Origin of the sequence: Leifsonia sp. EB41 (assembly GCF_041262565.1) — a bacterium.
GTDB lineage: Bacteria > Actinomycetota > Actinomycetes > Actinomycetales > Microbacteriaceae > Leifsonia.
In genome coordinates this window covers 2439475-2460965 of record NZ_JBGCCJ010000001.1, presented here as the reverse complement: position 1 = coordinate 2460965, position 21491 = coordinate 2439475, and the positions used below count along the sequence as shown (strand labels likewise).

Here is a 21491-nt window from a genome sequence, read left to right as displayed (position 1 = left end):
CGTGGTCGGGCGTCCAGGGCGCGGCTAGTCGCGGTCACTCCACCACAGCGCCCGGGCGATGAGCGCGCCGACGAACCCGACGACCAGGGCAACGGGCAGCAGCGGAGCGGACGGAAACGCGGGTTGGAGGAACAGCAGCACGATGACGACGGCGCCGCAGACGCCGGCGATCGTGAGCAGCCTGGTCCGGGTCACGGGCGCACCCCGGAGTCGGCGGCGGTCCGGACGGCCTCCAGCGCTTCGAGCGAACTCAGCGAGCGGGGGTACGACCGCGGGACGATGCCGCCGAAGGTGAGTTGCAGCCAGGCATCGCCGTCGACGGTCGTCTCGACGACGTAGAGCGGCAGCGTGTCGGGTGTGGCGGACAGCTCCAGCGGCCCGAGCCGGTCCCACGTGACGGTCGTGAGGCGGCGCGGTGCAGTTCCCGGGTCCCCGGCGGCCCAGGCGACGATTCCCACGCCGTCGGCGACGAGGACCACGAAGTACGGGAGGTCCCGTTCGGCGATGCCCAGCTCATCGACGTCGAGGAGCCCCCGGAAGTCGTCGCGGCGCGCGATGTCGACCACGGCCTCCGGATGGCGACGACCGAATTCGGCGCGGAGCCGCGCGCTCGGCAGGAACCACAGCCAGGCCCCCACGACGAACGCGACCAGGCCGCCCCCTACCACGATCGAGCCGATCAGCAGCTCGATACCCGCCCCGGCCCCGGCCAGTTCGACCCGCGCGACAGTCGTCGTCGCGAGCGTAACCAACGCGCCCACCAGCAGCGCCACGTAGCCGGCCCAGCGCCGCGTCACCCGGGATCGGAGGTCGGATCCGCGCATGGTCACCCTCGGTCCTCCACTCGATCGCACGAAGGTCAGCTTCGCTCACGCTCGCGCGTCCGCCAAGCCCCCGAACGAGTCGGGCGCGGGTGCGATCAGGAGTACTCCGGCGGCGCTGTGCGGTAGCGCCACGCGAGCTCGTTGTCGAGCACGAAGCGCGACAGTGTCTCGTGGCGCGGCAGCGCGCCGCCCACGAACGTCTCCACGGCCTCCAGCAGCGCGGCGGCCGTCGTCGGCGATGGCGAAGCGATCACGTCATCGAGCAAGGAACCGAACCCGGGAGGCGCCGAAGCGAGCCCCGCCACCCGCGCCCGCAGGTACTTCGGCCCGGGGAAGAACACCCGGTTGTGCGCGAGCAGCGCCCGCGCGGCCGACGTCACCAGGTGGACGGAGGCGTGCGCGAGCAGCAGCGGGTCGCCGTGCTCGTGCGCCTGCGGGAGGAAGTAGCCGCCGTGCAGCCGGCACTGCGCCACGAAGCCCGCGACACGATCACGCCAGTCGGCCGCCGAGACCTGCGTCACCCGCGCCAAGCGGTCCGGGAGGTCGGGCACCCGGCTGAACACTACCCGCGCGGAGGCGAAGGAGTCCCGCACCGGGTCGTCGCCGCGCTCGGCCGCGTCGTCCAGGTAGGACAGCGTTGCCAGCTTGACGTCGAAGTAGCCCTCGTCGTAGCCGATGCCCTCCGTGCTGGTGAACATCAGGCGGCGCGCGGCGTACGCCTCGTCCCAGCGCGACTCGGTGACGACCAGGTACAGGTCGACGTCGGAGTCCGCCCGCTCGGCCCCGCGCGCGACCGAGCCGCTCACGACGACCGCCAGCACCTCCGGGTCGGCGGACACGTCCGCGACGTACCGCTCGATCGCCCGCTCGTGATGCTCCATCAGCGCACCATCAACGCACAGTCACCCGCGCCGGCTCGTACCGCACGGGCACATGGTTGCGGGCGACGAGCGCACGCAGTGTCTCCAGGTCGCCGGACACGAGTCCGACGGCACGGGCCTGGACGAGCGCGTTGCCGAGCGCCGTGGCCTCCACCGGCCCGGCGAGCACGGGGACGCCGACCCGGTCGGCGGTCGCCTGGCAGAGATGGGCGTTGCGCGCTCCCCCGCCGACGATGTGCACCGTCTCGACCGGGACGCCGGACAGTTCGGAGGCGGCGCGAACGGAGGCCGCGAAGGCCTCCGCGAGGCTCTCCACGATGACCCGCACCATCCCGGCCGGGCTCGCCGGGGAACGGAGGCCGCGCTCGGCGAACCAGTCCGCGATGCGCGACGGGAGGTCGCCCGGCGCCATGAACCGCGGGTCGTCCGCGTCGAACAGGTCGGCCGGCCGCGGCAGCGCGGCGGCTTCGGCGAGCAGGCTCTCCAGGGTCACCGGGAGGCCGCGCCGCTGCCACTCGCGGATGGACTCGCTCAGCAGCCACAGCCCCATGACGTTGTGGAGGTAGCGGACGCGGCCGTCCACGCCGCCCTCGTTGGTGAAGTTGGCGGCGCGGCCCGCGTCGCTGACGACGCGGCCCTCCAGTTCGACGCCGACCAGACCCCAGGTCCCGCAGGAGATGTACGCGGCGCGGGCGGCGTCCATCGGCACGGCGACGACGGCGGACGCGGTGTCGTGCGCGCCGACTGCCGTGACCGCGGGACCGGCCCCGGCGAACGGGAGGCCGAGCGACGGCAGCAGGGAGCCCACGAGCGTCCCGGCGTCCACGAGCGCCGGGAACAGCGAGCGCCGAAGGCCCAGCCGCTCGATGAGCGCATCGTTCCACGACCCATCGGCGGTGAGCAGCCCGGTGGTGGAGGCGTTGGTGCGCTCGGCGACGGACTGGCCGCTCAGCCAGTACGTGATCAGGTCCGGGACCAGCAGGAGCCCGTCCGCGGCCTTCAGCGCCCCCGACTCCTGGTCGACCGCGAGCTGGTAGAGCGAGTTGAACGGCAGGAACTGGAGGCCGCCCTCGCGGTAGAGCTCCTCGGGCGCGACGCGCGCGTGTACGAGCTCGACGCCCGCGGCGGTGCGCTCGTCGCGGTAGTGGTACGGCTCCCCGAGCAGGCGGCCGGCGCGCAGCAGGCCGTAGTCGACGGCCCACGCGTCCACGCCGACGCTCCGGAGGCCGGGGTCGGCGTCGGCGACTGCGCGAAGCCCGTCCAGGACGTGGGCGTGGAGCCCGGTCACGTCCCAGTGCAGCGCCTCGCGGCCGCCCTCCTGCACCCGCACGGGAGCGTTCGGGAAGCGCGCCGCCTCGGTCAGCTCCAGCGTGTTCGCGCCGACGCGGGCGTGCATGACGCGCCCGCTGGTCGCCCCGAGGTCGACCGCGGCGACCGTGCCCGCCCGCACCGCACTCATCGCAGGAAGGCCGCCGCGACGCCCGCGTCGACGGGGATGTGGAGTCCGGTGGTGTGATCGAGGTCGCTGGAGGTGAGCACCGCGACCGCGTTGGCGACGTTCTCCGGCAGCACCTCGCGCTTGAGCAGGGTGCGCTGCGCGTAGTACTTGCCCAGCTCCTCCTCCGGCACGCCGTAGACCGCGGCGCGCTTGGCGCCCCAGCCGCCGGCGAAGATGCCGGAGCCGCGGACGACGCCGTCGGGGTTGATGCCGTTGACCTTCACGCCGTAGTCGCCGAGCTCGGCCGCGAGCAGCCGTACCTGGTGGGCCTGGTCGGCCTTGGTCGCCGAGTAGGCGATGTTGTTCGGCCCCGCGAACACCGAGTTCTTGGAGGAGATGTAGACGATGTCGCCGCCGAGGCCCTGCTCGATGAGGACCTTCGCTGCCGCCTTGGAGACCAGGAACGACCCCTTGGCCATCACGTCGTGCTGGAGATCCCAGTCGGCTTCGGTGGTCTCCAGCAGCGGCTTGGAGATGGAGAGGCCGGCGTTGTTGACGATCAGGTCGAGGCCGCCGAACTGCAGCAGCGCCTCCTGGATGCCGGCCTGGATGTCGGCCTCGCTGGTGACGTTCGCCGCCACCCCGATCGCGACGTCCGTGCCGCCCAGCTCGGCCGCGGCGGCCTGCGCCTTCGCGAGGTCCAGGTCGGCGATGACGACGCACGCGCCTTCGGCCGCGAGCCGGGTGGCGATGGCCTTGCCGATCCCGGAGGCCGCGCCCGTGACGAGCGCGATGCGGCCCGCGTGCGACTTCGGTTTGGGCATCCGCTGGAGCTTGGCCTCCTCCAGCGACCAGTACTCGATGTTGAACTTCTCGGCGTCCGAGATGGGCGCGTACGTCGAGAGCGCCTCCGCGCCGCGCATCACGTTGATCGCGTTGATGTAGAACTCGCCGGCGACCCGTGCGGTCTGCTTGTCCTTGCCGTAGGAGAACATCCCGACGCCCGGGATGAGCACGATCGCCGGGTCCGCGCCGCGCATGGCCGGGGACTCGGGCGTCGCGTACTGCTCGTAGTACGCGGTGTACTCGGCCCGGTACTGCTCGTGCAGCTCCGTCAGCCGGGCGAGCGAGTCCTCGATGGAGGCGTCGGCCGGGAGGTCGAGGATGAGCGGCTTGACCTTGGTGCGCAGGAAGTGGTCCGGGCAGGAGGTGCCGAGAGCGCCGAGACGGGTGTGCTCGGACGACGCGAGGAAGTCGAGCACCGCGTCGTCGTCGGTGAACGAGCCGACCTGCGGCTTGTCCGTCGAGGCCAGCCCGTGGATGGTCGGCGCGAGTGCTGCTGCCTTGGCCTTCCGCTCAGCCGGGGCCAGCGGCTCGTTCGCCGCGATGCGCGCCCCGAACGGCTCGGGCCGGCCATGCGCCGCGATGTAGTCGGCGGCTGTCTGGATGATCCACAGCGAGTTGGCCTCGGCCTCCTCGGAGGTGTCGCCCCACGCGGTGATGCCGTGACCGCCGAGGACGGTGCCGATCGCGTCGGGGTTCGCCGCCTTGATCGCGGCGATGTCGAGTCCGAGCTGGAAGCCGGGGCGGCGCCACGGCACCCACACCACGCGACCGCCGAAGATCGTCGAGGTCAGCGCCTCCCCGTCCGCTGCAGTCGCGATCGCGATGCCGGAGTCCGGGTGCAGGTGGTCCACGTGCGCCGCATCCACGAGGCCGTGCATGGCCGTGTCGATCGACGGCGCCGCGCCGCCCTTGCCGTGCAGGGTGTAGTCGAACGCCGCGACCATCTCATCCTCGCGGTCCACTCCGAGGTAGACGTTCTGGAGGGCGCGCAACCGGTCCAGCCGCAGCACCGCGAGACCCTGCTCCTTCAGCGTGCCGAGGTCGCCGCCGGAGCCCTTCACCCACAGCAGCTCGACCGGCTCCCCGGTCACCGGGTCGGTCTCCACGCCCTTGGCGGAGGTGTTGCCCCCGGCGTAGTTCGTGTTCTTCGGGTCGGCGCCGAGGCGGTTCGACCGGGCCAGGAGGGCCGCGACGGTCTCGTTCGTCATTCTGCGTGGTTCCTTCTGCGTGGAGGTCTGCGAGTGGATGGTGCGGACGCTCAGGCGCCCCAGCCGGCCTGGGTGCCGCCGACGCGCTCGGTCTCGATCTTCTGCTGGTAGCCGGACGCCTTGTAGGCGGCCATCGGGTCGGCCTGGAGGCCGCGGGTCTCGCGCCAGGCGGCCAGGTCGGCACGGACGTCCGTGTTGAAGGCGTCCATGAACACCGTGTTGGCGGCCAGCACGTCGCCGGCGGACTGCGCGGCGGCGAGCGCCTCGGTGTCGACCAGCAGCGCCTTGGCGGTGGCCTCCTGGACGTTCAGCACCGAGCGGATCTGGCCCGGGATCTTCGCCTCCAGGTTGTGGCACTGGTCGAGCATGAAGGCGACGTCCGGGTTGGCGTAGCCGCCGCCGCGGATGACCTCGAACACGATCCGGAAGAGCTGGAACGGGTCGGCGGCGCCCACGATCAGGTCATCATCCGCGTAGAACCGGCTGTTGAAGTCGAACGAGCCGAGCTTCCCGAGGCGCAGGAGCTGCATCACGATGAACTCGATGTTCGTCCCCGGCGCGTGGTGGCCGGTGTCCAGGCACACCATCGCCCGCTCGCCGAGCGCCGCGGTCTGCACGTAGCTGGTGCCCCAGTCCGGAACATCCGTGTGGTAGAACGACGGCTCGAAGAACTTGTACTCCAGCACCAGGCGCTGGCCCTCGCCGATCCGCTCGTAGATCTTCTGGAGGCTGTCCGCCAGGCGGTCCTGCCGCGCCCGCATCGAGTCCTGACCCGGATAGTTGGTGCCGTCCGCGAGCCAGATCTTCAGGTCACGGGACCCGGTCTCGTTCATGATGTCGATGCACTCGAAGTGGTGGTCGATCGCCTTCTGGCGGATGCGGTCGTCCCAGTGCGTGACCGATCCGAACTTGTAGTCGTCGTCCTGGAACGTGTTCGAGTTGACCGTGCCGAGCTCGACGCCGTTGTCCTCGGCGTGCTTCTTGAGGTCGGCGTAGGAGTCCACCTTGTCCCACGGGATGTGCAGGGCGACCGAGGGCGCGAGACCGGTGTGCGTGTTCACCTGCGCCGCGTCCGAGATCTTCTCGAACGGGTCGCGCGCCGTGCCCGGCGTGCCGAACACCCGGAAGCGCGTCCCCGAGTTGCCGAACGCCCACGAAGGCAGCTCGATCGCCTGCAGCGCGAGCTGCGAGCGGATGTCGTCGGTGAGGGTCATGGTCTCCCTTTCGGTCGGGACTGTCATTCTGAAACCTCGGTCGCAGGCTCCCTCGGCGCTGGGGTCGCGGCATCGCTCCGCGCTGCCCCTGAGCTCCACCGCGCGCGCGCTTCGTCGCGAACGTTGGAAGGTGAGCCGTATCTCTCGGCCTCGATCTGCCGCAGCGACTTCCCCTGCGTGGCCGGAGCCCAGATCACGCCGATGAGCAGCGCGACGGCGAGGAAGCCGATGAGGATGAGGCCGACGGTCGGCACGCCCGTGCTGGCGAGCAGCACCGGGAACACCGAGCTGAGCAGGCCGACGGCGATGCGCGCCGCGAAGAACAGGACGCCCTGCGCGCTCGCCCGGTACGGGGTGGCGAACAGCTCGGCCGTCCAGACGCCGTAGAACGCCTGCGCGCCGATGCCGGAGGCGACGCCCCAGGTGATCGCGAAGGTCAGCAGTGTCGGGAGGCCGGGAGGCGCGAACACGAGCACGAACCAGGCCACGATGCCGAGCACCGCGCCGATCCCATAGAGGATACGGCGCGACATCCGGTCGGCGAGCTGCATGAACCCGAAGTAGGTCGCGGCGACCGTGCAGCCCCAGACCAGCACCTGCAGGAGGTCCTGCTCGACGGCGCTGTGCACGCCCGCGGCCTCGTAGACGCGCGGCATGAAGATGCCCGCCTGGCCCGCGACGAGGTTCCAGAACCCGTAGACGCCGAACAGGAACAGCAGCGCCGTGAGGTTCACCCGCTTGGAGAACAGGGCGCGCATCCCGCGCCCGGAAGCGGCGGTGGAGACGGCGCCGGTCTTGACGTCGGTCCAGAGCTTCGACTCCGGCAGGCCCTGACGGACCCACCACACGATGCCGGCCACCACGAACAGGTGGAAGAAGATGATCCGGCTGCCCAGCAGGCCGAGCGGCGCGAGCGCGGCGGCAAGGGCGAAGCCGATGAGCGGGCCGATCGACCAGGCGAGCTGCGCCATACCGACGTGCTTGGCGCGGGCGTGGTCGGGCGCCTGCTCAGCGATGTAGGTCCAGGAGGCCGGGACTCCCGCGCCGACCGCGATGCCGGTGATCAGGAACGCCGCGAACAGCATCCCCGCGTTGACGGCGAACACCGCGAGGAGGACACCGAGCATGTAGAGCAGGAGGTCGTAGGTGTAGATGAACTTGCGGCCGAGCCGGTCGGTGAGCGGGCCGCCGAGGATCGCGCCGATGGCCGCGCCGAACGCGTTGGCGCTGAATGCGGCGAGGATGCCGACGAACCCGTCGGTCAGGTGGAACTCCGCCTGCCAGAACCCGAGGCTGGTGGCGATCGCGATGATCGAGCCCGACTCGATGTAGTTGCTCATCGCGACGGAGCTGGTGGCCCGCCATCCTGTCGTGCTGCTGCTTCCGACTCTCACGTCTTCGTGTCCTCTCTGCTCAAACCAGACGGAAGTACTCGGTCAGCCGCTTCATCGTGCTGTCCGGAGCGGTCTCCTCCGCGAAGAAGCCGGCCATCGTGGCCTGCCAGCGCGCGTTGACCTCGCGCTCGTTCATCGCGGCGATCGCGCCATCGAAGTCGTCGGTCTCCAGGACACCGACGACGAGCGCTTCCTCCCGGTCGACGAAGAGGGAGTAGTTCGACCAGCCCGTCTCGCGCAGTGCGTCGAGCATCTCCGGCCAGACCGTCTCGTGCGCGGCCAGGTAGTCTGCGACCCGCTCCGGCTTCAGCCGCATCGTGAAGCACACCCGTTCCACGTCAACTCCCTCGTCGTCTGTGTTCTCGTCGTTGATCTGTTGTGAATCGATTCAAGCTGAATCGATTCAAAGCATACCACGCGGCGCGGTGCCGAGCAGAGGCACTCGCGCCGCATGGTCGCTCACCCCCGTCTCTCAGCGCAGCGCGCCCACGGACGAGGGAACCTCCGCGGTGACCGAGACCGGGCCGCCGCTCAGCTGCTGGTCCTCGCGGCCGGGCAGCCGCAGGATGCCGTCGACGCCCTCCGGGAGCTCGGCGTCGACCGTCAGGAGGTCGCCGTCCAGGCTCCAGCGCACCGACACCCGGCCGTGCCGGGTCTCCAGCGAGGTGGCCGCCTCGGTGAGGCCGCCGCCCGGCTGCGGAGCGACGAGCACCGACGCGTAGCCGGGCTTCAGCGGCGCGAGGCCGCCGACGACCCGGTGCATCCAGTCCGCCACCGCGCCGAGGGCGTAGTGGTTGAAGGAGGTCATCTCGCCCGGGTTGATGGTGCCGTCCGGCAGCATCGAGTCCCAGCGCTCCCACACCGTGGTCGCGCCCATTGTCACCGGGTAGAGCCAGGAGGGGCACTCCTTCTCCAGCAGGAGGCGGTAGGCGACGTCGGTGCGGCCGGTCTGCGTCAGTGCGTCCGCGATGAACGGCGTGCCGGCGAACCCGGTGGAGATGCGGTAGCCGGCCTCCGCCGCGAGCTCGGCGAGCCGGTCGCCCGCGAACTCCTCGTCCGCCGCGTCCAGCAGCCCGAAGACGATCGCCAGCGAGTACACCGTGGTGCAGTCGCTCTTCACGACGCCGCCCGACACGTACTCGCGGTTGAATGCGGCGCGGAGGTCCGCGGCGTGCGCCTCGAACTCCGCGTGCTCTGCCGTGCGGCCGAGCAGCGCTGCGGTGTCGGCGAGGATCCGTGCGGACCGGTAGGCGCACGCCGTCGCGACGACGCCCTTGTCGGCCTTCGCCTTCGCCGGGTCCTCCGGCGGGGCGTCCGGGTCGAGCCAGTCGCCGAACTGGAAGTTGCCGTCCCAGACGCCGGCGGGCGAGAGCAGCGACTTCACCCGGCGGACGTGCGAGGCCATCGAGTCGAACTGGCGCTCCAGCACCGCGGTGTCGCCGTACGCCTCGTAGAGGTCCCAGGGCACCCAGACGGCGGCGTCGCTCCAGAGCGCGGTCGTGTTCGGCTTGCCGAAGTCCTCGGGGTGCGGCATGTACTTGAGCACGTCCGGGATGACGAAGCCGACGATCCCCTCGTTGTGCTGCTGCTCCAGGTCGAGGTCGACCAGCCAGTCGGACAGGAACGCCTCCACGTCGTAGAGGTAGGCCGCGGTCGGCGCGAACGCGGCGATGTCGCCGGTCCAGCCCAGGCGCTCGTCGCGCTGCGGGCAGTCGGTGGGGACGTCCACGAAGTTGCCGCGCATCCCCCACACCACGTTCTCGTGGAACTGGTTGAGCAGCGGGTCGGAGCTGCTGAACTCGCCGGTGCGGGTCAGCTCGGAGCCGATCACGACAGCCGTCAGGTCCTCCGCCTTCAGCTCGCCCGGCCAGCCGGTGACCTCGGCGTAGCGGAAGCCGTGGAAGGTGAAGGTCGGCTCGAACTCGTCCACTCCGCCGCTGAGGAGGTAGCGGTCGGTCGCCTGCGCCGAGCGCAGCGGACGCACGCCGAGCTCGCCGTGCTCCAGGACCTCGGCGTGCCGGATGGTCACCTCCGTGCCGGCGGGACCCTGCACGCGCACCTTGATCCAGCCGACCAGGTTCTGCCCGAAGTCGATCAGCGTCTTGCCCGACGGGGAGGTGCTGATCTCCTGCACCGGGAGGGCGGCCCAGCGCTTCACCGAGGGGCCGATGTACGGCTCCAGCTTCGCGGTGTCGAACTCGACGGCGTGCGTTCCCGTCCAGCCGTCGCCGTCGAAGCCGGGCTTCTTCCAGGCGTCGTCGCGAAGGCGCGCGTCGATGGTCTCGCCGTCGTACAGGTCGTTCGCGAGCACCGCGCTCGGGCCGCTGGTCCAGGCGTCGTCGGTGACGATGAGCTGCGTGCTGCCGTCGGCGAACTCCACCACGAGCTGCGCGAACGCGCCCTGGGTGTCGCCGTACCAGGAGCCGCCGCCCGACCAGCCGAGGCGGCCGCCGAACCAGCCCTTGCCGAGGGCGAGGCCGAGCACCGTCGTCTCCTCGACCAGCGCGGTCACATCGTAGGTCGCGTAGCGGAGGCGCCACTCGTAGCTGCTCCAGCCCGGAGTGAGCACGTCGTCCGAGACGGCGCGGCCGTTCAGCCAGGCCTCCACCACCCCCTGGGCGGTGAGCGTGAGGGTCGCGCGGGTGACGGCGCCATGGCCGTCCTCCAGCGCGAACTCCCTGCGCAGCAGCGGGGCTCCGTCGAAGGCCTGGTCGGCGGCGATCATCTGGGCGTGCCAAGTCATGTTTCCGTGTCTCCGGTTTCGTGTTCGGTTTCGGTTATGTGTGTCGGTGGATGGAGCCGTCAGCCCTTGACCGCGCCGCTCGTCATGCCGGCGACGATCTGCCGGTTGAAGAAGATGTATGCGACCAGCGGCGGGATGGTGATGAGCAGGATGTCCATGAAGAGCAGGTTGTAGAAGCTCAGGTTCTGTCCGGCGAAGGTGTAGAGCGTGGTCTGCACTGTCGCATTGTCGGAGCCGGGAAGGAAGTACAGCGGCCCGGCGAAGTCGTTGAAGACGAACACCGACTGCACCACGATCACGGTCACGATCACCGGCTTCAGCAGCGGCAGGATGACCTGGAAGAACAGCCGCACCCGGCCCGCGCCGTCCAGCACCGCCGCCTCGTCCAGCTCCTTGGGCACCGTGTTGAAGAAGGCCCGGAAGAGCAGGATGCAGAACGACAGTCCGAAGGTGGTCTCGATCAGGATCATGCCAGGCATGGTCTTGTAGAGCCCCGTCCCCTGCAGCACCCAGATGGTCGGCACCACGGCGGGCGGCACGATCAGGCCGGCCAGCACGAAGAAGTTCACGACAGGGCCCCACTTGCTGCGCTTGCGGGCGAGGATGTAGCCGGCCATCGCCGACAGCACCACCATGAGCGCCACCGAGCCGACGGTGAGGACGAACGAGTTGAGGAACGCCCGCCAGATCAGTCCGTCGCCGCTCTGCAGCACCGCGATCAGGTTCGGGAAGAACTGCCACTCCTTCGGCCAGGTGAAGGCGAGGCTGGAGGCGTCGTCCGGGGACTTCGACGCCTGCAGCACCACGAAGGCGAACGGGACGAGGAAGACGACGACGGAGACCAGGATCGCGACGACGCCGACGATCCAGGCGCGGACCTTCGTGCGGGTCACAGCTCCACCTGCTTTCTGTTGAGGACGTACGACAGCGGCACCATGATCAGCGTCACCACGAGGAAGAGGACGACGTTGCCCGCCGTCGACAGGCCGTAGAAGCCCGCCTGGTACTGCTTGTAGATCACCGACGCGAGCACGTCGCTGGTGAAGCCGGGGCCGCCCCCCGTGGTCGCCCAGATGATGTCGAACGAGCGCAGGCCGCCGATCAGCGACAGGATGATGACCGTCGCGGTCGCGCCGCGGCTCAGCGGGATGGTGATGCGGCGCAGGATGTTCCAGCCGCCGGCGCCGTCGATGCGGGCCGCCTCGTAGTACTCGGTGGGGATGGCGACCATGCCGGCCATGAAGATGAGCGTCGCGATGCCGACGCCCTTCCAGATGTCGACGCCGGCGATCGTGTAGAGCGCCAGGTTCGGGTCGGTGAACCAGCCGGGCTGCGGGAGGCCGAAGAAGCCGAGCACCGCGTTGACCATGCCGTGGAACGGGTCCAGCAGCGACTTCCACAGGATGCCGACGCCAATCGTCGAGAGCAGGACCGGGAAGAAGACGACGGCCCGCAGGTAGCCGCGGCCCACGACCGGGGAGGTCAGCAGGAGCGCCAGCGCGAAGCCGAGGATCACCTTCGCGCCGGAGGTCAGCACGGCGTAGATGAGGGTGTGGATGAAGCTCGTGTAGAGCTGCGGGTCCTGGAAGAACTGCACGTAGTTCGCGAACCCGATGAACTGGGAGTCGAACAGCGACCAGCGGGTCAGCGAGAAGTAGAAGGACGACACCGTCGGGATCGCGAAGAAGATCACGTAGAGGACGATCGCGGGGATGAAGAACCAGGTCGGATAGTGCGACCGCATCCGGCTCTTCCGTGGTCTGTTCCGTACCGAGGCCCCCACCTCGGTGATGATGTCGGCCGCTTGGGTGGCGGTCGCGGGGCTTGCCGTCGACATAGTCTGCTCCTCGTCGAGTCTTCTGGGGGTGTGTGGTGTCCGGGCCGGCGCCGCAGCGCCGGCCCGGACGGGCTCACCAGCCCTTGATACCGAGCTGCTGGGCCTGAGCCTTCACATCCTGGTCGTAGAGGGCCGCGCCCTGCTGGGCGTTGGAAATGCCCGAGCCGACCTGGATCAGGATCTTCTCCAGGTTCGGGCCCTTGATCGGGGACAGGAACTCGAGCGCGAGGCCCGTCTTCTTGTCGTCCTGGTACTTGAGCTCATCCTTGACCAGCGCGGGGGCGCTGTCCGGGACCTTGCAGGTGCTGATCGCGAACGGGCCGGCCGGGGTGCCTGCGCTGTTCTGGATGTCGCAGCCTGTGGGCGAATTGATGAACGCGACCAGCTTCTTCGCGGCCGTCAGCTTGTCGCCGGTGGTGGTCTTCGGGATGTACGCGCCGCCCGGCTCCCAGACGGTGGCGTGCGGGGCTCCCGAGTCGGTCGGGACCGCGAAGTAGCCGATGTCGTTGATGTTGTCCGGGTTGGACTGCAGCACGTTGCTGATCACGGTGGTGATCATCGGGTACTGCGCGCCTTCGCCGGTCGCCAGCATCTTCAGGGCGTTGACGTTGGTCAGGGACGCATAGTCCTTGTTCATCAGGCCCTTGTCGAAGATCTCCTGCGTGTGCGTGAAGCCCGCCAGCGCCGGCTGCTTCGAGTACTTCGCGTTGGACTTGTTCGCCGTGTAGTCGTCGGCCCACTTCGGGTCGCTCGCGTTGACGTTGGCGAAGTCGGCCAGCACGAAGAGCTGGCTGGTCCAGGTGTCGCCGTAGGACTGGATCACCGGGGTGATGCCTGCGGCCTTGATCTTCTCGCTGTTGGAGATGAACTCGCTCCAGGTGGTGGGCACCGACAGGCCGAGCTTCTCGTAGACCTTCTTGTTGTACATGATGCCGCCGTCGAAGGTCGTGCCGGTCGGGGCGCCGTAGGTGCCCTTCGAGGTGCTGACCGTCTTCTTGAAGTCGTCGGTGATGTCCTTCACCCAGGCCTCGTCGGTGAGCGGCTGGAGCTGGGTGTCGGGGTGCAGCGCCTGGAACAGGGAGCCCGAGTTGTAGAGGAACACGTCGTTCATGTCCCCGGTGGAGAGGCGCGTCTTGATGAGGTTGTCACCGTCCGTGCCCGCGGGCCGCGTCTCGACCTTGACCGTGATCTTGGGGTTGGCCTTGTGGAACGCGGTCGAGAGGTCGTTCGCGAACTTGGTGCTGGCCGGGTCGTTGCCCGCGGCGAGCAGTGAGATGGTCACCGGGCCGTTCGAGTTTCCGCCCGACGAGCTGCAGCCGGCGAGCGCGAGCGCCGCGATGGCGATGCCGCCGAGTGTGGCGACGACCCTGGTCGTCGTCCTGCGAGAGAACATCAAATACCTCCTTGTATTCGGGACGCTTCCGCCCCTGGGTGTTCGGGGTGTTTTGAAACGCTTCACATGAAGATAAGTCTTGTGGAGGATTACGTCAAGAACCAATTGTGTCGATTCAGTAACGGCGGCGAAATTCGACACTGAATCGTGAGTTCAAGTCGACAGGCTTCGTGAACTTGTTGCGGATAATAGTTTTGACCAGGACTTTAATCGTCATGACTGTGGGGTGAAATCATTCTCATCCTGTGTCGACTTGAAAATTGTTTCGATTCAACCCGAGCATCCGTTACGATGACCGGCGAGAGGGGAATCACTATGGCTTCCGCAAGCGTCAAAGACGTCGCAGCACTGGCTCAGGTCTCGGTGGGGACCGTGTCCAATGTGCTCAACCGGCCCGAGATCGTGTCCGCAGAGACGGTCGAACGGGTCCACCTCGCGATGGAGAAGCTCTCCTACGTGCGCAACGAGGCCGCCCGCCAGCTCCGACTCGGGCACAGCCAGGCGATCGGCCTGATCAGCCTCAGCGGCGCCAACCCGTTCTTCACCGACGTGGCCACAGCCGCCGAGAACGCGGCGGCGGACGCCGGCTACTCGGTGATCGTCGGCAACAGCACCGAGCGCCAGGACCGCGAGTCGGGCTACCTCAACCTGTTCGAGGAGCTGCGTGTGCGCGGCGTGCTGCTCGCCCCGGTCGGCGACGCGGCGGCGCGCCTGCGACGGATGCGCGACCGCGGCATCCCGGCCGTGCTGGTCGACCGGGTCAGCAGCGACAGCACCTTCAGCTCGGTCTCGGTTGACGACGTCGCCGGCGGCGCGATGGCCGCGACCCACCTGATCGAGACCGGCCGAACGCGCATCGCCTTCGTCGGCGGCCCGCTCGCCATCCAGCAGGTAGCGGATCGCCTGGCCGGCGCCCGCTCGGTCGTCGAGCGCCATCCCGGGGTGACCCTGGAGGTCGTGGACGTCGACGCGCTCAACGTCCTGGAGGGCCGCCGCGCCGGCCAGACCATCGCCGACCGCGCTGCCGCAGACCGTCCGGACGCGGTCTTCGCCGCCAACGACCTCCTGGCGATCGGACTGCTGCAGACCCTGATCATCGACGGCACCCTCGCGGTCCCGGACGACATCGCCCTGATCGGCTACGACGACATCCAGTTCGCCGGCGCCTCGGTCGTGCCCCTTACGTCGATCCGCCAGCCGAGCCACCTGATCGGCGAGACGGCCGTGCAGATCCTGCTCGAGGAGGCCGCCGACCCGGAGCTGGAGGCGCGGCGGGTGCTGTATCAGCCGGAGCTGGTGGTGCGGGCGAGCACGACGCGGCGGTAGGGCGCGCTCAGCCCTGGCGCTGGCCCTCCAGTCGCCACACTTCGCCCAGCACCATTCCGTCGGGTCCCTCGGCGGTCGTGACGAAGTGATCGACGTGCTGGTTGATGAAGGCCTGCCAGCGCTGGTTCGCGGGATCGTCGTCCAGCGCGTGCATCGCGGCGGCGAAGTCGTCGCACTCGACCAGGTGGAAGAGGTCGCGTCCGCTGCGCCAGATCGTCCAATCGCGGATGCCGAGGCGGGCGAACGAGGCGGCGAGGTCGTCGGGGATGACGACGTGCGCCTCCTCGTAGGCGGCCTCGTGGCCTTCGCGGAGGACGGAGTGCAGGGCGACGCGCATGTGATTCCTTCCGGGAGCCTGATCTTGGATTCCTATAGGAAATAGTAATAGGGTTGCTGCAGACGGCGAAAGGACCCTCATGCGTTTCATGCGACTCGGCGAACCCGGATCGGAGCTCCCGGTCGTCAGCGATGGCGGGACGGCCTGGGACCTGCGCCCGCTGACCGCCGACATCGACGGTGCCTTCCTCGCCGCCGACGGGCTGGCACGCGCGGAGGCCGCCGCCCTCGCCGGCGAGCTCCCGGAACTCGACACGACGGGGCTGCGCATCGGCGCGCCGATCGCCCGCCCGCAGGCCGTCATCTGCATCGGGATGAACTACGCGGCCCACGCCCGCGAGTCCGGCTCCGAGCCTCCCACCGACATCGTGGTGTTCTACAAGCACCCGAACACGGTCGTGGGGCCGCACGACGACATCCTGCTGCCGCCCGGATCCACGACGACCGACTGGGAGGTCGAGCTCGCCGCCGTCATCGGCACCCGCGCCCGCTACCTGACCTCCCCCGAGGAAGCACTGGGGCACATCGCCGGCTTCGCGGTCGCCAACGACGTCTCCGAGCGCGAGTACCAGCTGCAGCGCTCGCTCGGCCAGTGGAGCAAGGGCAAGAGCTTCGAGACCTTCAACCCGCTGGGCCCCTGGCTCGTGCCGACCGCCGAGGTCGGCGACGGGTCCGGGCTGCGGATCTGGTCGCAGGTGAACCGCGAGCCGCGCCAGGACTCGAACACCTCCGACCTGATCTTCGGCGTCGCCGAGATCGTCTACCGGCTCAGCCAGTTCACCGTCCTCGAACCCGGCGACCTCATCAACACCGGCACCCCCGAAGGCGTCGGCCTCTCCGGTCGCTTCCCCTACCTCGGCGCCGGCGACGAAGTCCGGCTGGGCATCGACGGCCTCGGCGAGCAGCACAGCACCGTACGCCCGGCACCCTGACCACCCGCACCACCGACCCCGCACCATCGACAAGGAGACGACGTTGTCCGACTTCGAAGGGCTCGTGGCCGCGGTCACGGGCGGAGCATCCGGCCTCGGCAAGGCCATCGCCGACGAGCTGGCCGCCCGCGGCGCGCGCGTGTACGCGCTCGACCTCGATGCATCCGCGGTCATCGCACCGCATACGGGTATCCGTTGCGACATCGGCGACGACGACTCCGTTCGAGACGCCATCGCCGCGGTGATCGCCGACGCCGGTCGGCTGGATGTGGTCGTCGCCAACGCCGGCATCGGCGCACAGGGCGACGTGGAGGCCAACGACGACGCCGAGTGGGCGCGCGTCCTCAACGTCAACGTCATCGGCTCCGCCCGCACCATCCGGCACGCCATGCCGCACCTGAAGGCGTCGCCCTCCCCGGCCGTCGTGCTCACCAGCTCGATCGCCGCCTGGGCCGGCCTCCCGCAGCGCGTGCTGTACTCCGCCACCAAGGGCGCCATCTCGGCCATGACCCTCGCAATCGCCGCCGACTGCCTGCCGTTCGGGATCCGCGTCAACGCGGTCGCGCCCGGCACTGCCGACACCCCCCCTGGGTCGGCCGCCTGCTCGACAGCGCCGCCGACCCGGACGCCGAGCGCGCCGCGCTGGAAGCCCGCCAGCCGAGCGGCCGGCTTGTGCAGCCGCAGGAGGTCGCGGACGCCGTCGCCTACCTCGCGTCGCCGCGCTCCGCCTCCTCGAACGGCGTCATCCTGGCCGTGGACGGCGGCATGTACTCCCTCCGCCCGCGCCGCTGACCCACGCTCGAAGGGCACGTAAACGCCCCAAAAACCTCGACTTAGGGGCGTTTACGTGCCCTTCGGCGTTGCTCGTCAGGGAGCGGGGACCGCGAGCGGCAGGTATTGGTGGGCGTAGAGGGACTCCGGGAGCATCTCCATGCCGATGCCGGGCGCGAGCGGCGCGCGGTAGCGGCCGCCCTCCAGCTCGACGGGGGTGACGAAGTGCTCGTGCAGGTGCTTGGTGTACTCGATCATCCGGCCCTCCTGGCTGCCGGAGACCGCGACGAAGTCGAACATCGAGAAGTGCTGCACCGCCTCGCAGAGGCCGACGCCGCCCGCGTGCGGGCACACCGGCACGCCGAACTTCGCGGCCAGCAGGAGGATGGCGATGTTCTCATTCACCCCGGCGACGCGGGTGGAGTCGATCTGCACGATGGCGGCGGCTTCGGCCTGCAGGAGCTGCTTGAACAGCACGCGGCTCATCCCGTGCTCCCCGGTGGCGATGCGCACCGGTGCCACTGCGCGCGCGATCGCCGCGTGGGCGAGCACGTCGTCGGGGCTGGTGGGCTCCTCGACCCAGGCCAGATCGAACGGCTCGAGCGCACGGATCCACTCGATGGCCTGGTCGCGGTCCCAGCGCTGGTTGGCGTCGATCGCGATGCGGATGTCCGGCCCGACGGTCTCGCGGGCGATGCGGAGGCGGCGGAGGTCGTCCTCCAGGCGGTCGCCGACCTTGAGCTTGATCTGCTGGAAGCCCTCGTCGACAGCCTCCCGCGCCAGGCGGCGCAGCTTGTCGTCGGAGTAGCCGAGCCAGCCGGGGGTCGTCGTGTAGCCGGGATACCCGATCGCGAGCAGCTCGGCCTCGCGGGCGGGCCGGCCGGGCTCGGCGGCGCGGAGGATCGCCAACGCGTCCTCCCGCGTCAGCGCGTCGCTGAGGTAGCGGAAGTCCACCAGGTCGACCAGCTCCTCCGGCGTCATGCGCGCGAGCAGCTGCCACAGCGGGAGGCCGGCGCGCTTGGCCTTGAGGTCCCAGAACGCGTTGACGACCGCGCCGATCGCCATGTGCATCGCGCCCTTCTCCGGGCCGAGCCAGCGGAGCTGTGAGTCGTGGACGAACTCCCGCCAGAAGCCGCCGAGGTCCTCGAGCACGGCCTCCACGTCCCGGCCGATCACACGGTGTGCGACGGCCTCGATCGCGGCGACCTGGACGTCGTTGCCCCGGCCGATCGTGAAGACGAAGGAGTGGCCCTCCAGCCCGTCGGGAGCGTCGGTGCTCACGCGCAGGTAGGCGGCGGAGTAGTCGGGGTCGGGGTTCATCGCGTCGGAGCCGTCGAGGAGGGCGGACGTCTCGAAGCGCACATCCAGGGTCTCGAAGCCGGTCACGGTACTCATAGGAAACATCCTATTGGATATAGGTCCACATCGCCACCGCAACGATCCCGCATTCGTGCCGAATGTGCGTTTTGCGGCGCGCACAAGCGACATTCGTGACGAATGTGTGAGGAGGGCCTAGTCGTCGAGGCTGGTCGCGATGCGCGTGTACGACTTCGTGATGTGGTCGAGCATCGCCTGCTCGGCGCGCGCTGCGTCGCCGGACCGCAGCGCCTCCAGGACGGCCTCGTGCTCACCCGAGGTCTCGTCAACCACGCCGTGCTTGAAGTAGATGCGGTACTGGTGCATGTGCGAGCGCAGCCGGAAGATCGCGTCGGCCAGCAGCGCGTTGCCGGAGTGCGCCGCGATCAGGCGGTGGAAGTCGGCGTCCGCGTTGGCGAAGTCCTTGTAGTCCTTGAAGCGGTCATCGCCGGTCTGCGCCGCCTCGCCGCTGCGGTGCATGTCCTCGCAGAGCTGCTCCAGCTGGTCCAGCGTCTGGGCGTCGATCTCGCCGGCCGCGTTGCGGGAGGCGTACGGCTCCAGCAGGCGCCGCATCTCGAACAGTTCGCGCAGTCCTTCGCTGTCGAGCAGCGGCGCTGCGGTATACCCCTTCAACGCCTTCTTCACGACCAGTCCCTCGGACTCCAGCCGCGCGAGCGCCTCCCGCACCGGGGTCGGCGAGACGCCGAGCTGGCGGGCGATCCCGTCGATGCTGGCGCGGCTGCCCGGCTCGATCACCTGGTCCATGAGCAGGCCGAGCACGGCGTCGTAGACGTCATCGGCCAGCGCCCGCCGCGCGGGCAGGAAGTGTTCGCTGGGGGAAGGTTCGATGCTCATGTGCACATCCTAGGCTTGCAGGCCTGCTAGATAGAGGAAAGAGGATGCAGGATGTTCGGCGGTGTCAGCCCCGCGGCGTCCAGTTCCGCCCACAGCTCGTCCGGCACCCGCGACGCCGCCAGTCCGGCGTTGCGGACGATCTGCTCCGGGGTCTCGGCGCCGAGTACGACGGTGGAGATCGCGGGATGCCGGAGCGGGAACTGGACGGCCAGCTCCGGGAGGGTGAAACCGTACGGCCGCGCGACGTCCGCGATCCTGCCCGCGCGCTCGACCAGTGCCGCGGGCGCGGCGCCATAGTCGAACGTCGCCCCGGCCCCGGGCCGTTCGGTCGCCAGGATGCCCGAGTTGAAGACGGCGGCGATCACCACGTCCACCCCGCGCTCCAGCGCCGCCGGGAGCAGGTCGGCCCCGGCGGTCCCGTCGAGCAGCGTGTAGCGGCCCGCGCACATGACGACGTCGAGGTCGGTGTTCCGCACGAAGCGCTCCAGCATCGCGGACTGGTTCATCCCGGCGCCGTACGAGCGGATGACGCCCTGCGAGCGCAGCTCCTCCAACGCGGGGAACGCGCCGTCGAGCGCCTCCCGCTCGTGCTGGTCGGGGTCGTGGACGAAGAGGATGTCGATGCGGTCCAGGCCGAGCCGGTTCAGCGAGTCCTCCACCGAGCGCAGCACGCCGTCGCGCGAGTAGTCGAGCCGCCGCCGCCGCGTCGACGGCACCTCGAACAGGTTGGCGATGTCGGTGTCGCCTGGCCGGTGGTCCGGGTTCGGCTCCAGCACCCGGCCGACCTTGGTCGAGACCACGTACTCGTCGCGCGGCAGGCCGCGCAGCCCCTCGCCGAGGCGCTCCTCCGCGAGGCCGAGCCCGTAGTGCGGCGCCACGTCGAAATACCGGATCCCCACCTCCCACGCCGCGGGGACGATCTCGGGCCAGACGTCGTCCGGTCGCGCCGCGTACAGGTTCCCCAGCGCGGCCGCGCCGTAGCCGATCGGCCCCCGCTCGACGCGCGCCATCACGCCACCCTCCGGTCCTCGATCGCGTCGAGGTCCCACTCGATCCCGAGGCCCGGCGCGTCCGAGGCGACGCCGTGGCCGTCGCGGACGACCAGCTCGCGCTTCGTCACCGCGCGAAGCTGCGGGATGTGCTCCAGGTACAGCGCGTTGGGCACGGCGCAGCAGAGCGACACGTGAAGCTCCATCAGGAAGTGCGGCGCCACGGCGACGTTGAACGACTCGGCCAGGTGCGCGACCTTCAGCCACGGCGTGATGCCGCCGACGCGTGCGACGTCCACCTGCACGATGGAGGCGGCGCCGGCCTGCAGATACTCGCGGAAGTGCCCGACCGAGTACATCGACTCCCCCACCGCGATCGGCAGCGTGGTCGACTCGGCGAGCCGGCGGTGGCCGGCTACGTCCTCGGCGGGCAGCGGCTCCTCGAACCAGAAGATGTCCAGCGGCTCGAACAGCGCGGCCCGGCGGATCGCCTCCGCGGCCGTCATCGACTGGTTGGCGTCGACCATGATGTCCATGCCGGGGCCGACAGCGGCCCGCACGGCGGCGAGCCGCTCGGCGTCCTCGTGCCCGCGCGGCTTGCCGACCTTGATCTTCACGCCGTTCAGGCCGCGGCGCTGCGACTCGAGCGCCTGGGCGACCAGCTCGTCGGTGTCGAAGTGCAGCCAGCCGCCCTCGGTGTCGTACAACGGGATGCTCGGCCGCGATCCGCCCGCGGCGACCCAGAGGGGAAGCCCGGAGGCCTTGCAGCGCGCATCCCACACGGCGGTGTCCACGGCGGCGAGCGCCAGCGACGTGATCGCGCCGACTGTGGTCGCTCGCGTAGCCGAGAAGAGAGCGCGCCACACGGCCTCCGGACGATTGGCGTCCATGCCGACCAGCACGTCGAGCAGGCAGGTGCGCAGGAGGCTGAGCACAGCCTCCCCGCCCGTCCCGATCGTGTAGCTGTAGCCGATGCCCTCCACTCCGCCCGCGGTGCGGAGGCGGACGAAGATCGTCTCCTGCTTGAGGAACGACTGCACGGCGTCGGTGCGGACCGTCTCGACCTCGAGGTCGCTCAGCCACGCCTCGGCGCTGACGATGGTGCCGTCGACGGCGGTGCGGGCTGAGGGCGGGGCGAGGGTCATGGT

19 protein-coding genes and 1 pseudogene are annotated in these 21491 nt (G+C 69.8%); 3 read left to right on the top strand and 17 right to left on the bottom strand.

The features are described 5' to 3' along the window. Nucleotides 1-24: 24 nt before the first annotated feature. The 12 genes from ABH923_RS12195 to ABH923_RS12140 form a co-directional block, all read right to left on the bottom strand. Nucleotides 25-195, bottom strand: coding sequence for a hypothetical protein (locus tag ABH923_RS12195; RefSeq protein ID WP_370055628.1), 171 nt, complete (start codon nucleotides 193-195; stop codon nucleotides 25-27). Continuing rightward, nucleotides 192-830, bottom strand: coding sequence for a hypothetical protein (locus ABH923_RS12190; protein WP_370055627.1), 639 nt, complete (start codon nucleotides 828-830; stop codon nucleotides 192-194). The genes ABH923_RS12195 and ABH923_RS12190 overlap by 4 nt, the downstream gene beginning before the upstream one ends. An 89-nt stretch (nucleotides 831-919) precedes the next feature. Further along, nucleotides 920-1705 (bottom strand): nucleotidyltransferase domain-containing protein, encoded by a 786-nt coding sequence (locus tag ABH923_RS12185; RefSeq protein WP_370055626.1) that lies wholly within the window; start codon nucleotides 1703-1705, stop codon nucleotides 920-922. 10 nt (nucleotides 1706-1715) lie between these two features. Continuing rightward, on the bottom strand, nucleotides 1716-3164 hold the full coding sequence (locus tag ABH923_RS12180) for a rhamnulokinase family protein (protein WP_370055625.1): 1449 nt from the start codon (nucleotides 3162-3164) through the stop codon (nucleotides 1716-1718). Then, nucleotides 3161-5197 (bottom strand): bifunctional aldolase/short-chain dehydrogenase, encoded by a 2037-nt coding sequence (locus ABH923_RS12175; protein ID WP_370055624.1) that lies wholly within the window; start codon nucleotides 5195-5197, stop codon nucleotides 3161-3163. Before ABH923_RS12175 ends, ABH923_RS12180 begins: the two co-directional genes overlap by 4 nt. A 50-nt stretch (nucleotides 5198-5247) precedes the next feature. Then, nucleotides 5248-6411 carry an L-rhamnose isomerase gene (gene rhaI, locus ABH923_RS12170; protein ID WP_370055623.1) on the bottom strand — a complete coding sequence of 388 codons (1164 nt, stop codon included), beginning with the start codon at nucleotides 6409-6411 and terminating at the stop codon, nucleotides 5248-5250. Between the two features lie 23 nt (nucleotides 6412-6434). Continuing rightward, a complete protein-coding gene (locus ABH923_RS12165) occupies nucleotides 6435-7805 on the bottom strand; it encodes an MFS transporter (protein WP_370055622.1) in 1371 nt (456 codons plus the stop codon). A 19-nt stretch (nucleotides 7806-7824) separates the two neighbouring features. Next, the gene (locus ABH923_RS12160) at nucleotides 7825-8142 is read right to left on the bottom strand and encodes an L-rhamnose mutarotase (RefSeq protein ID WP_370055621.1); all 318 of its coding nucleotides are present in this window, start codon (nucleotides 8140-8142) and stop codon (nucleotides 7825-7827) included. A gap of 135 nt (nucleotides 8143-8277) precedes the next feature. After that, nucleotides 8278-10548: a family 78 glycoside hydrolase catalytic domain gene (locus ABH923_RS12155; protein ID WP_370055620.1), complete on the bottom strand. Its 2271-nt coding sequence runs from the start codon at nucleotides 10546-10548 to the stop codon at nucleotides 8278-8280. 59 nt (nucleotides 10549-10607) lie between these two features. After that, a complete protein-coding gene (locus tag ABH923_RS12150) occupies nucleotides 10608-11441 on the bottom strand; it encodes a carbohydrate ABC transporter permease (RefSeq protein WP_370055619.1) in 834 nt (277 codons plus the stop codon). Next, nucleotides 11438-12385: a carbohydrate ABC transporter permease gene (locus ABH923_RS12145; RefSeq protein WP_370055618.1), complete on the bottom strand. Its 948-nt coding sequence runs from the start codon at nucleotides 12383-12385 to the stop codon at nucleotides 11438-11440. The genes ABH923_RS12150 and ABH923_RS12145 overlap by 4 nt, the downstream gene beginning before the upstream one ends. 73 nt (nucleotides 12386-12458) lie before the next feature. Next, the gene (locus tag ABH923_RS12140; RefSeq protein WP_370055617.1) at nucleotides 12459-13778 is read right to left on the bottom strand and encodes an ABC transporter substrate-binding protein; all 1320 of its coding nucleotides are present in this window, start codon (nucleotides 13776-13778) and stop codon (nucleotides 12459-12461) included. A gap of 315 nt (nucleotides 13779-14093) precedes the next feature. Between ABH923_RS12140 and ABH923_RS12135 the strand changes: the two genes are divergently transcribed. Further along, on the top strand, nucleotides 14094-15104 hold the full coding sequence (locus tag ABH923_RS12135) for a LacI family DNA-binding transcriptional regulator (RefSeq protein ID WP_370055616.1): 1011 nt from the start codon (nucleotides 14094-14096) through the stop codon (nucleotides 15102-15104). Nucleotides 15105-15111: 7 nt separating this feature from the next. On the opposite strand, the gene ABH923_RS12130 is transcribed toward ABH923_RS12135, so the two are convergent. Next, nucleotides 15112-15441, bottom strand: coding sequence for an L-rhamnose mutarotase (locus ABH923_RS12130; RefSeq protein WP_370055615.1), 330 nt, complete (start codon nucleotides 15439-15441; stop codon nucleotides 15112-15114). Nucleotides 15442-15520: 79 nt separating this feature from the next. On the opposite strand from ABH923_RS12130, the gene ABH923_RS12125 reads away from it, so the two are divergent. After that, on the top strand, nucleotides 15521-16372 hold the full coding sequence (locus ABH923_RS12125) for a fumarylacetoacetate hydrolase family protein (protein ID WP_370055614.1): 852 nt from the start codon (nucleotides 15521-15523) through the stop codon (nucleotides 16370-16372). A gap of 43 nt (nucleotides 16373-16415) precedes the next feature. Further along, a pseudogene (locus ABH923_RS12120) lies at nucleotides 16416-17164 on the top strand (SDR family NAD(P)-dependent oxidoreductase). A 75-nt stretch (nucleotides 17165-17239) separates the two neighbouring features. Here the strand turns inward: ABH923_RS12120 and ABH923_RS12115 are convergent. From ABH923_RS12115 to ABH923_RS12100, 4 genes are all read right to left on the bottom strand, one after another. Beyond that, nucleotides 17240-18538, bottom strand: coding sequence for an enolase C-terminal domain-like protein (locus tag ABH923_RS12115; RefSeq protein ID WP_370055613.1), 1299 nt, complete (start codon nucleotides 18536-18538; stop codon nucleotides 17240-17242). A gap of 117 nt (nucleotides 18539-18655) precedes the next feature. Further along, on the bottom strand, nucleotides 18656-19354 hold the full coding sequence (locus ABH923_RS12110; protein ID WP_370055612.1) for a GntR family transcriptional regulator: 699 nt from the start codon (nucleotides 19352-19354) through the stop codon (nucleotides 18656-18658). 26 nt (nucleotides 19355-19380) lie between these two features. Further along, nucleotides 19381-20364 carry an aldo/keto reductase gene (locus tag ABH923_RS12105; RefSeq protein ID WP_370055611.1) on the bottom strand — a complete coding sequence of 328 codons (984 nt, stop codon included), beginning with the start codon at nucleotides 20362-20364 and terminating at the stop codon, nucleotides 19381-19383. Next, nucleotides 20364-21488: a mandelate racemase/muconate lactonizing enzyme family protein gene (locus tag ABH923_RS12100; protein WP_370055610.1), complete on the bottom strand. Its 1125-nt coding sequence runs from the start codon at nucleotides 21486-21488 to the stop codon at nucleotides 20364-20366. The genes ABH923_RS12105 and ABH923_RS12100 overlap by 1 nt, the downstream gene beginning before the upstream one ends. Between the last annotated feature and the right edge of the window lie 3 nt (nucleotides 21489-21491).

Coding starts and splice junctions, on each gene's coding strand:
- ABH923_RS12185 (WP_370055626.1), bottom strand. CDS start 1,705: ATGGAGCATCACGAGCGGGCGATCGAGCGGTACGTCGCGGACGTGTCC.
- ABH923_RS12180 (WP_370055625.1), bottom strand. CDS start 3,164: ATGAGTGCGGTGCGGGCGGGCACGGTCGCCGCGGTCGACCTCGGGGCG.
- ABH923_RS12175 (WP_370055624.1), bottom strand. CDS start 5,197: ATGACGAACGAGACCGTCGCGGCCCTCCTGGCCCGGTCGAACCGCCTC.
- rhaI (WP_370055623.1), bottom strand. CDS start 6,411: ATGACCCTCACCGACGACATCCGCTCGCAGCTCGCGCTGCAGGCGATC.
- ABH923_RS12155 (WP_370055620.1), bottom strand. CDS start 10,548: ATGACTTGGCACGCCCAGATGATCGCCGCCGACCAGGCCTTCGACGGA.
- ABH923_RS12145 (WP_370055618.1), bottom strand. CDS start 12,385: ATGTCGACGGCAAGCCCCGCGACCGCCACCCAAGCGGCCGACATCATC.
- ABH923_RS12140 (WP_370055617.1), bottom strand. CDS start 13,778: ATGTTCTCTCGCAGGACGACGACCAGGGTCGTCGCCACACTCGGCGGC.
- ABH923_RS12135 (WP_370055616.1), top strand. CDS start 14,094: ATGGCTTCCGCAAGCGTCAAAGACGTCGCAGCACTGGCTCAGGTCTCG.
- ABH923_RS12130 (WP_370055615.1), bottom strand. CDS start 15,441: ATGCGCGTCGCCCTGCACTCCGTCCTCCGCGAAGGCCACGAGGCCGCC.
- ABH923_RS12125 (WP_370055614.1), top strand. CDS start 15,521: ATGCGTTTCATGCGACTCGGCGAACCCGGATCGGAGCTCCCGGTCGTC.
- ABH923_RS12115 (WP_370055613.1), bottom strand. CDS start 18,538: ATGAGTACCGTGACCGGCTTCGAGACCCTGGATGTGCGCTTCGAGACG.
- ABH923_RS12110 (WP_370055612.1), bottom strand. CDS start 19,354: ATGAGCATCGAACCTTCCCCCAGCGAACACTTCCTGCCCGCGCGGCGG.
- ABH923_RS12105 (WP_370055611.1), bottom strand. CDS start 20,364: ATGGCGCGCGTCGAGCGGGGGCCGATCGGCTACGGCGCGGCCGCGCTG.
- ABH923_RS12100 (WP_370055610.1), bottom strand. CDS start 21,488: ATGACCCTCGCCCCGCCCTCAGCCCGCACCGCCGTCGACGGCACCATC.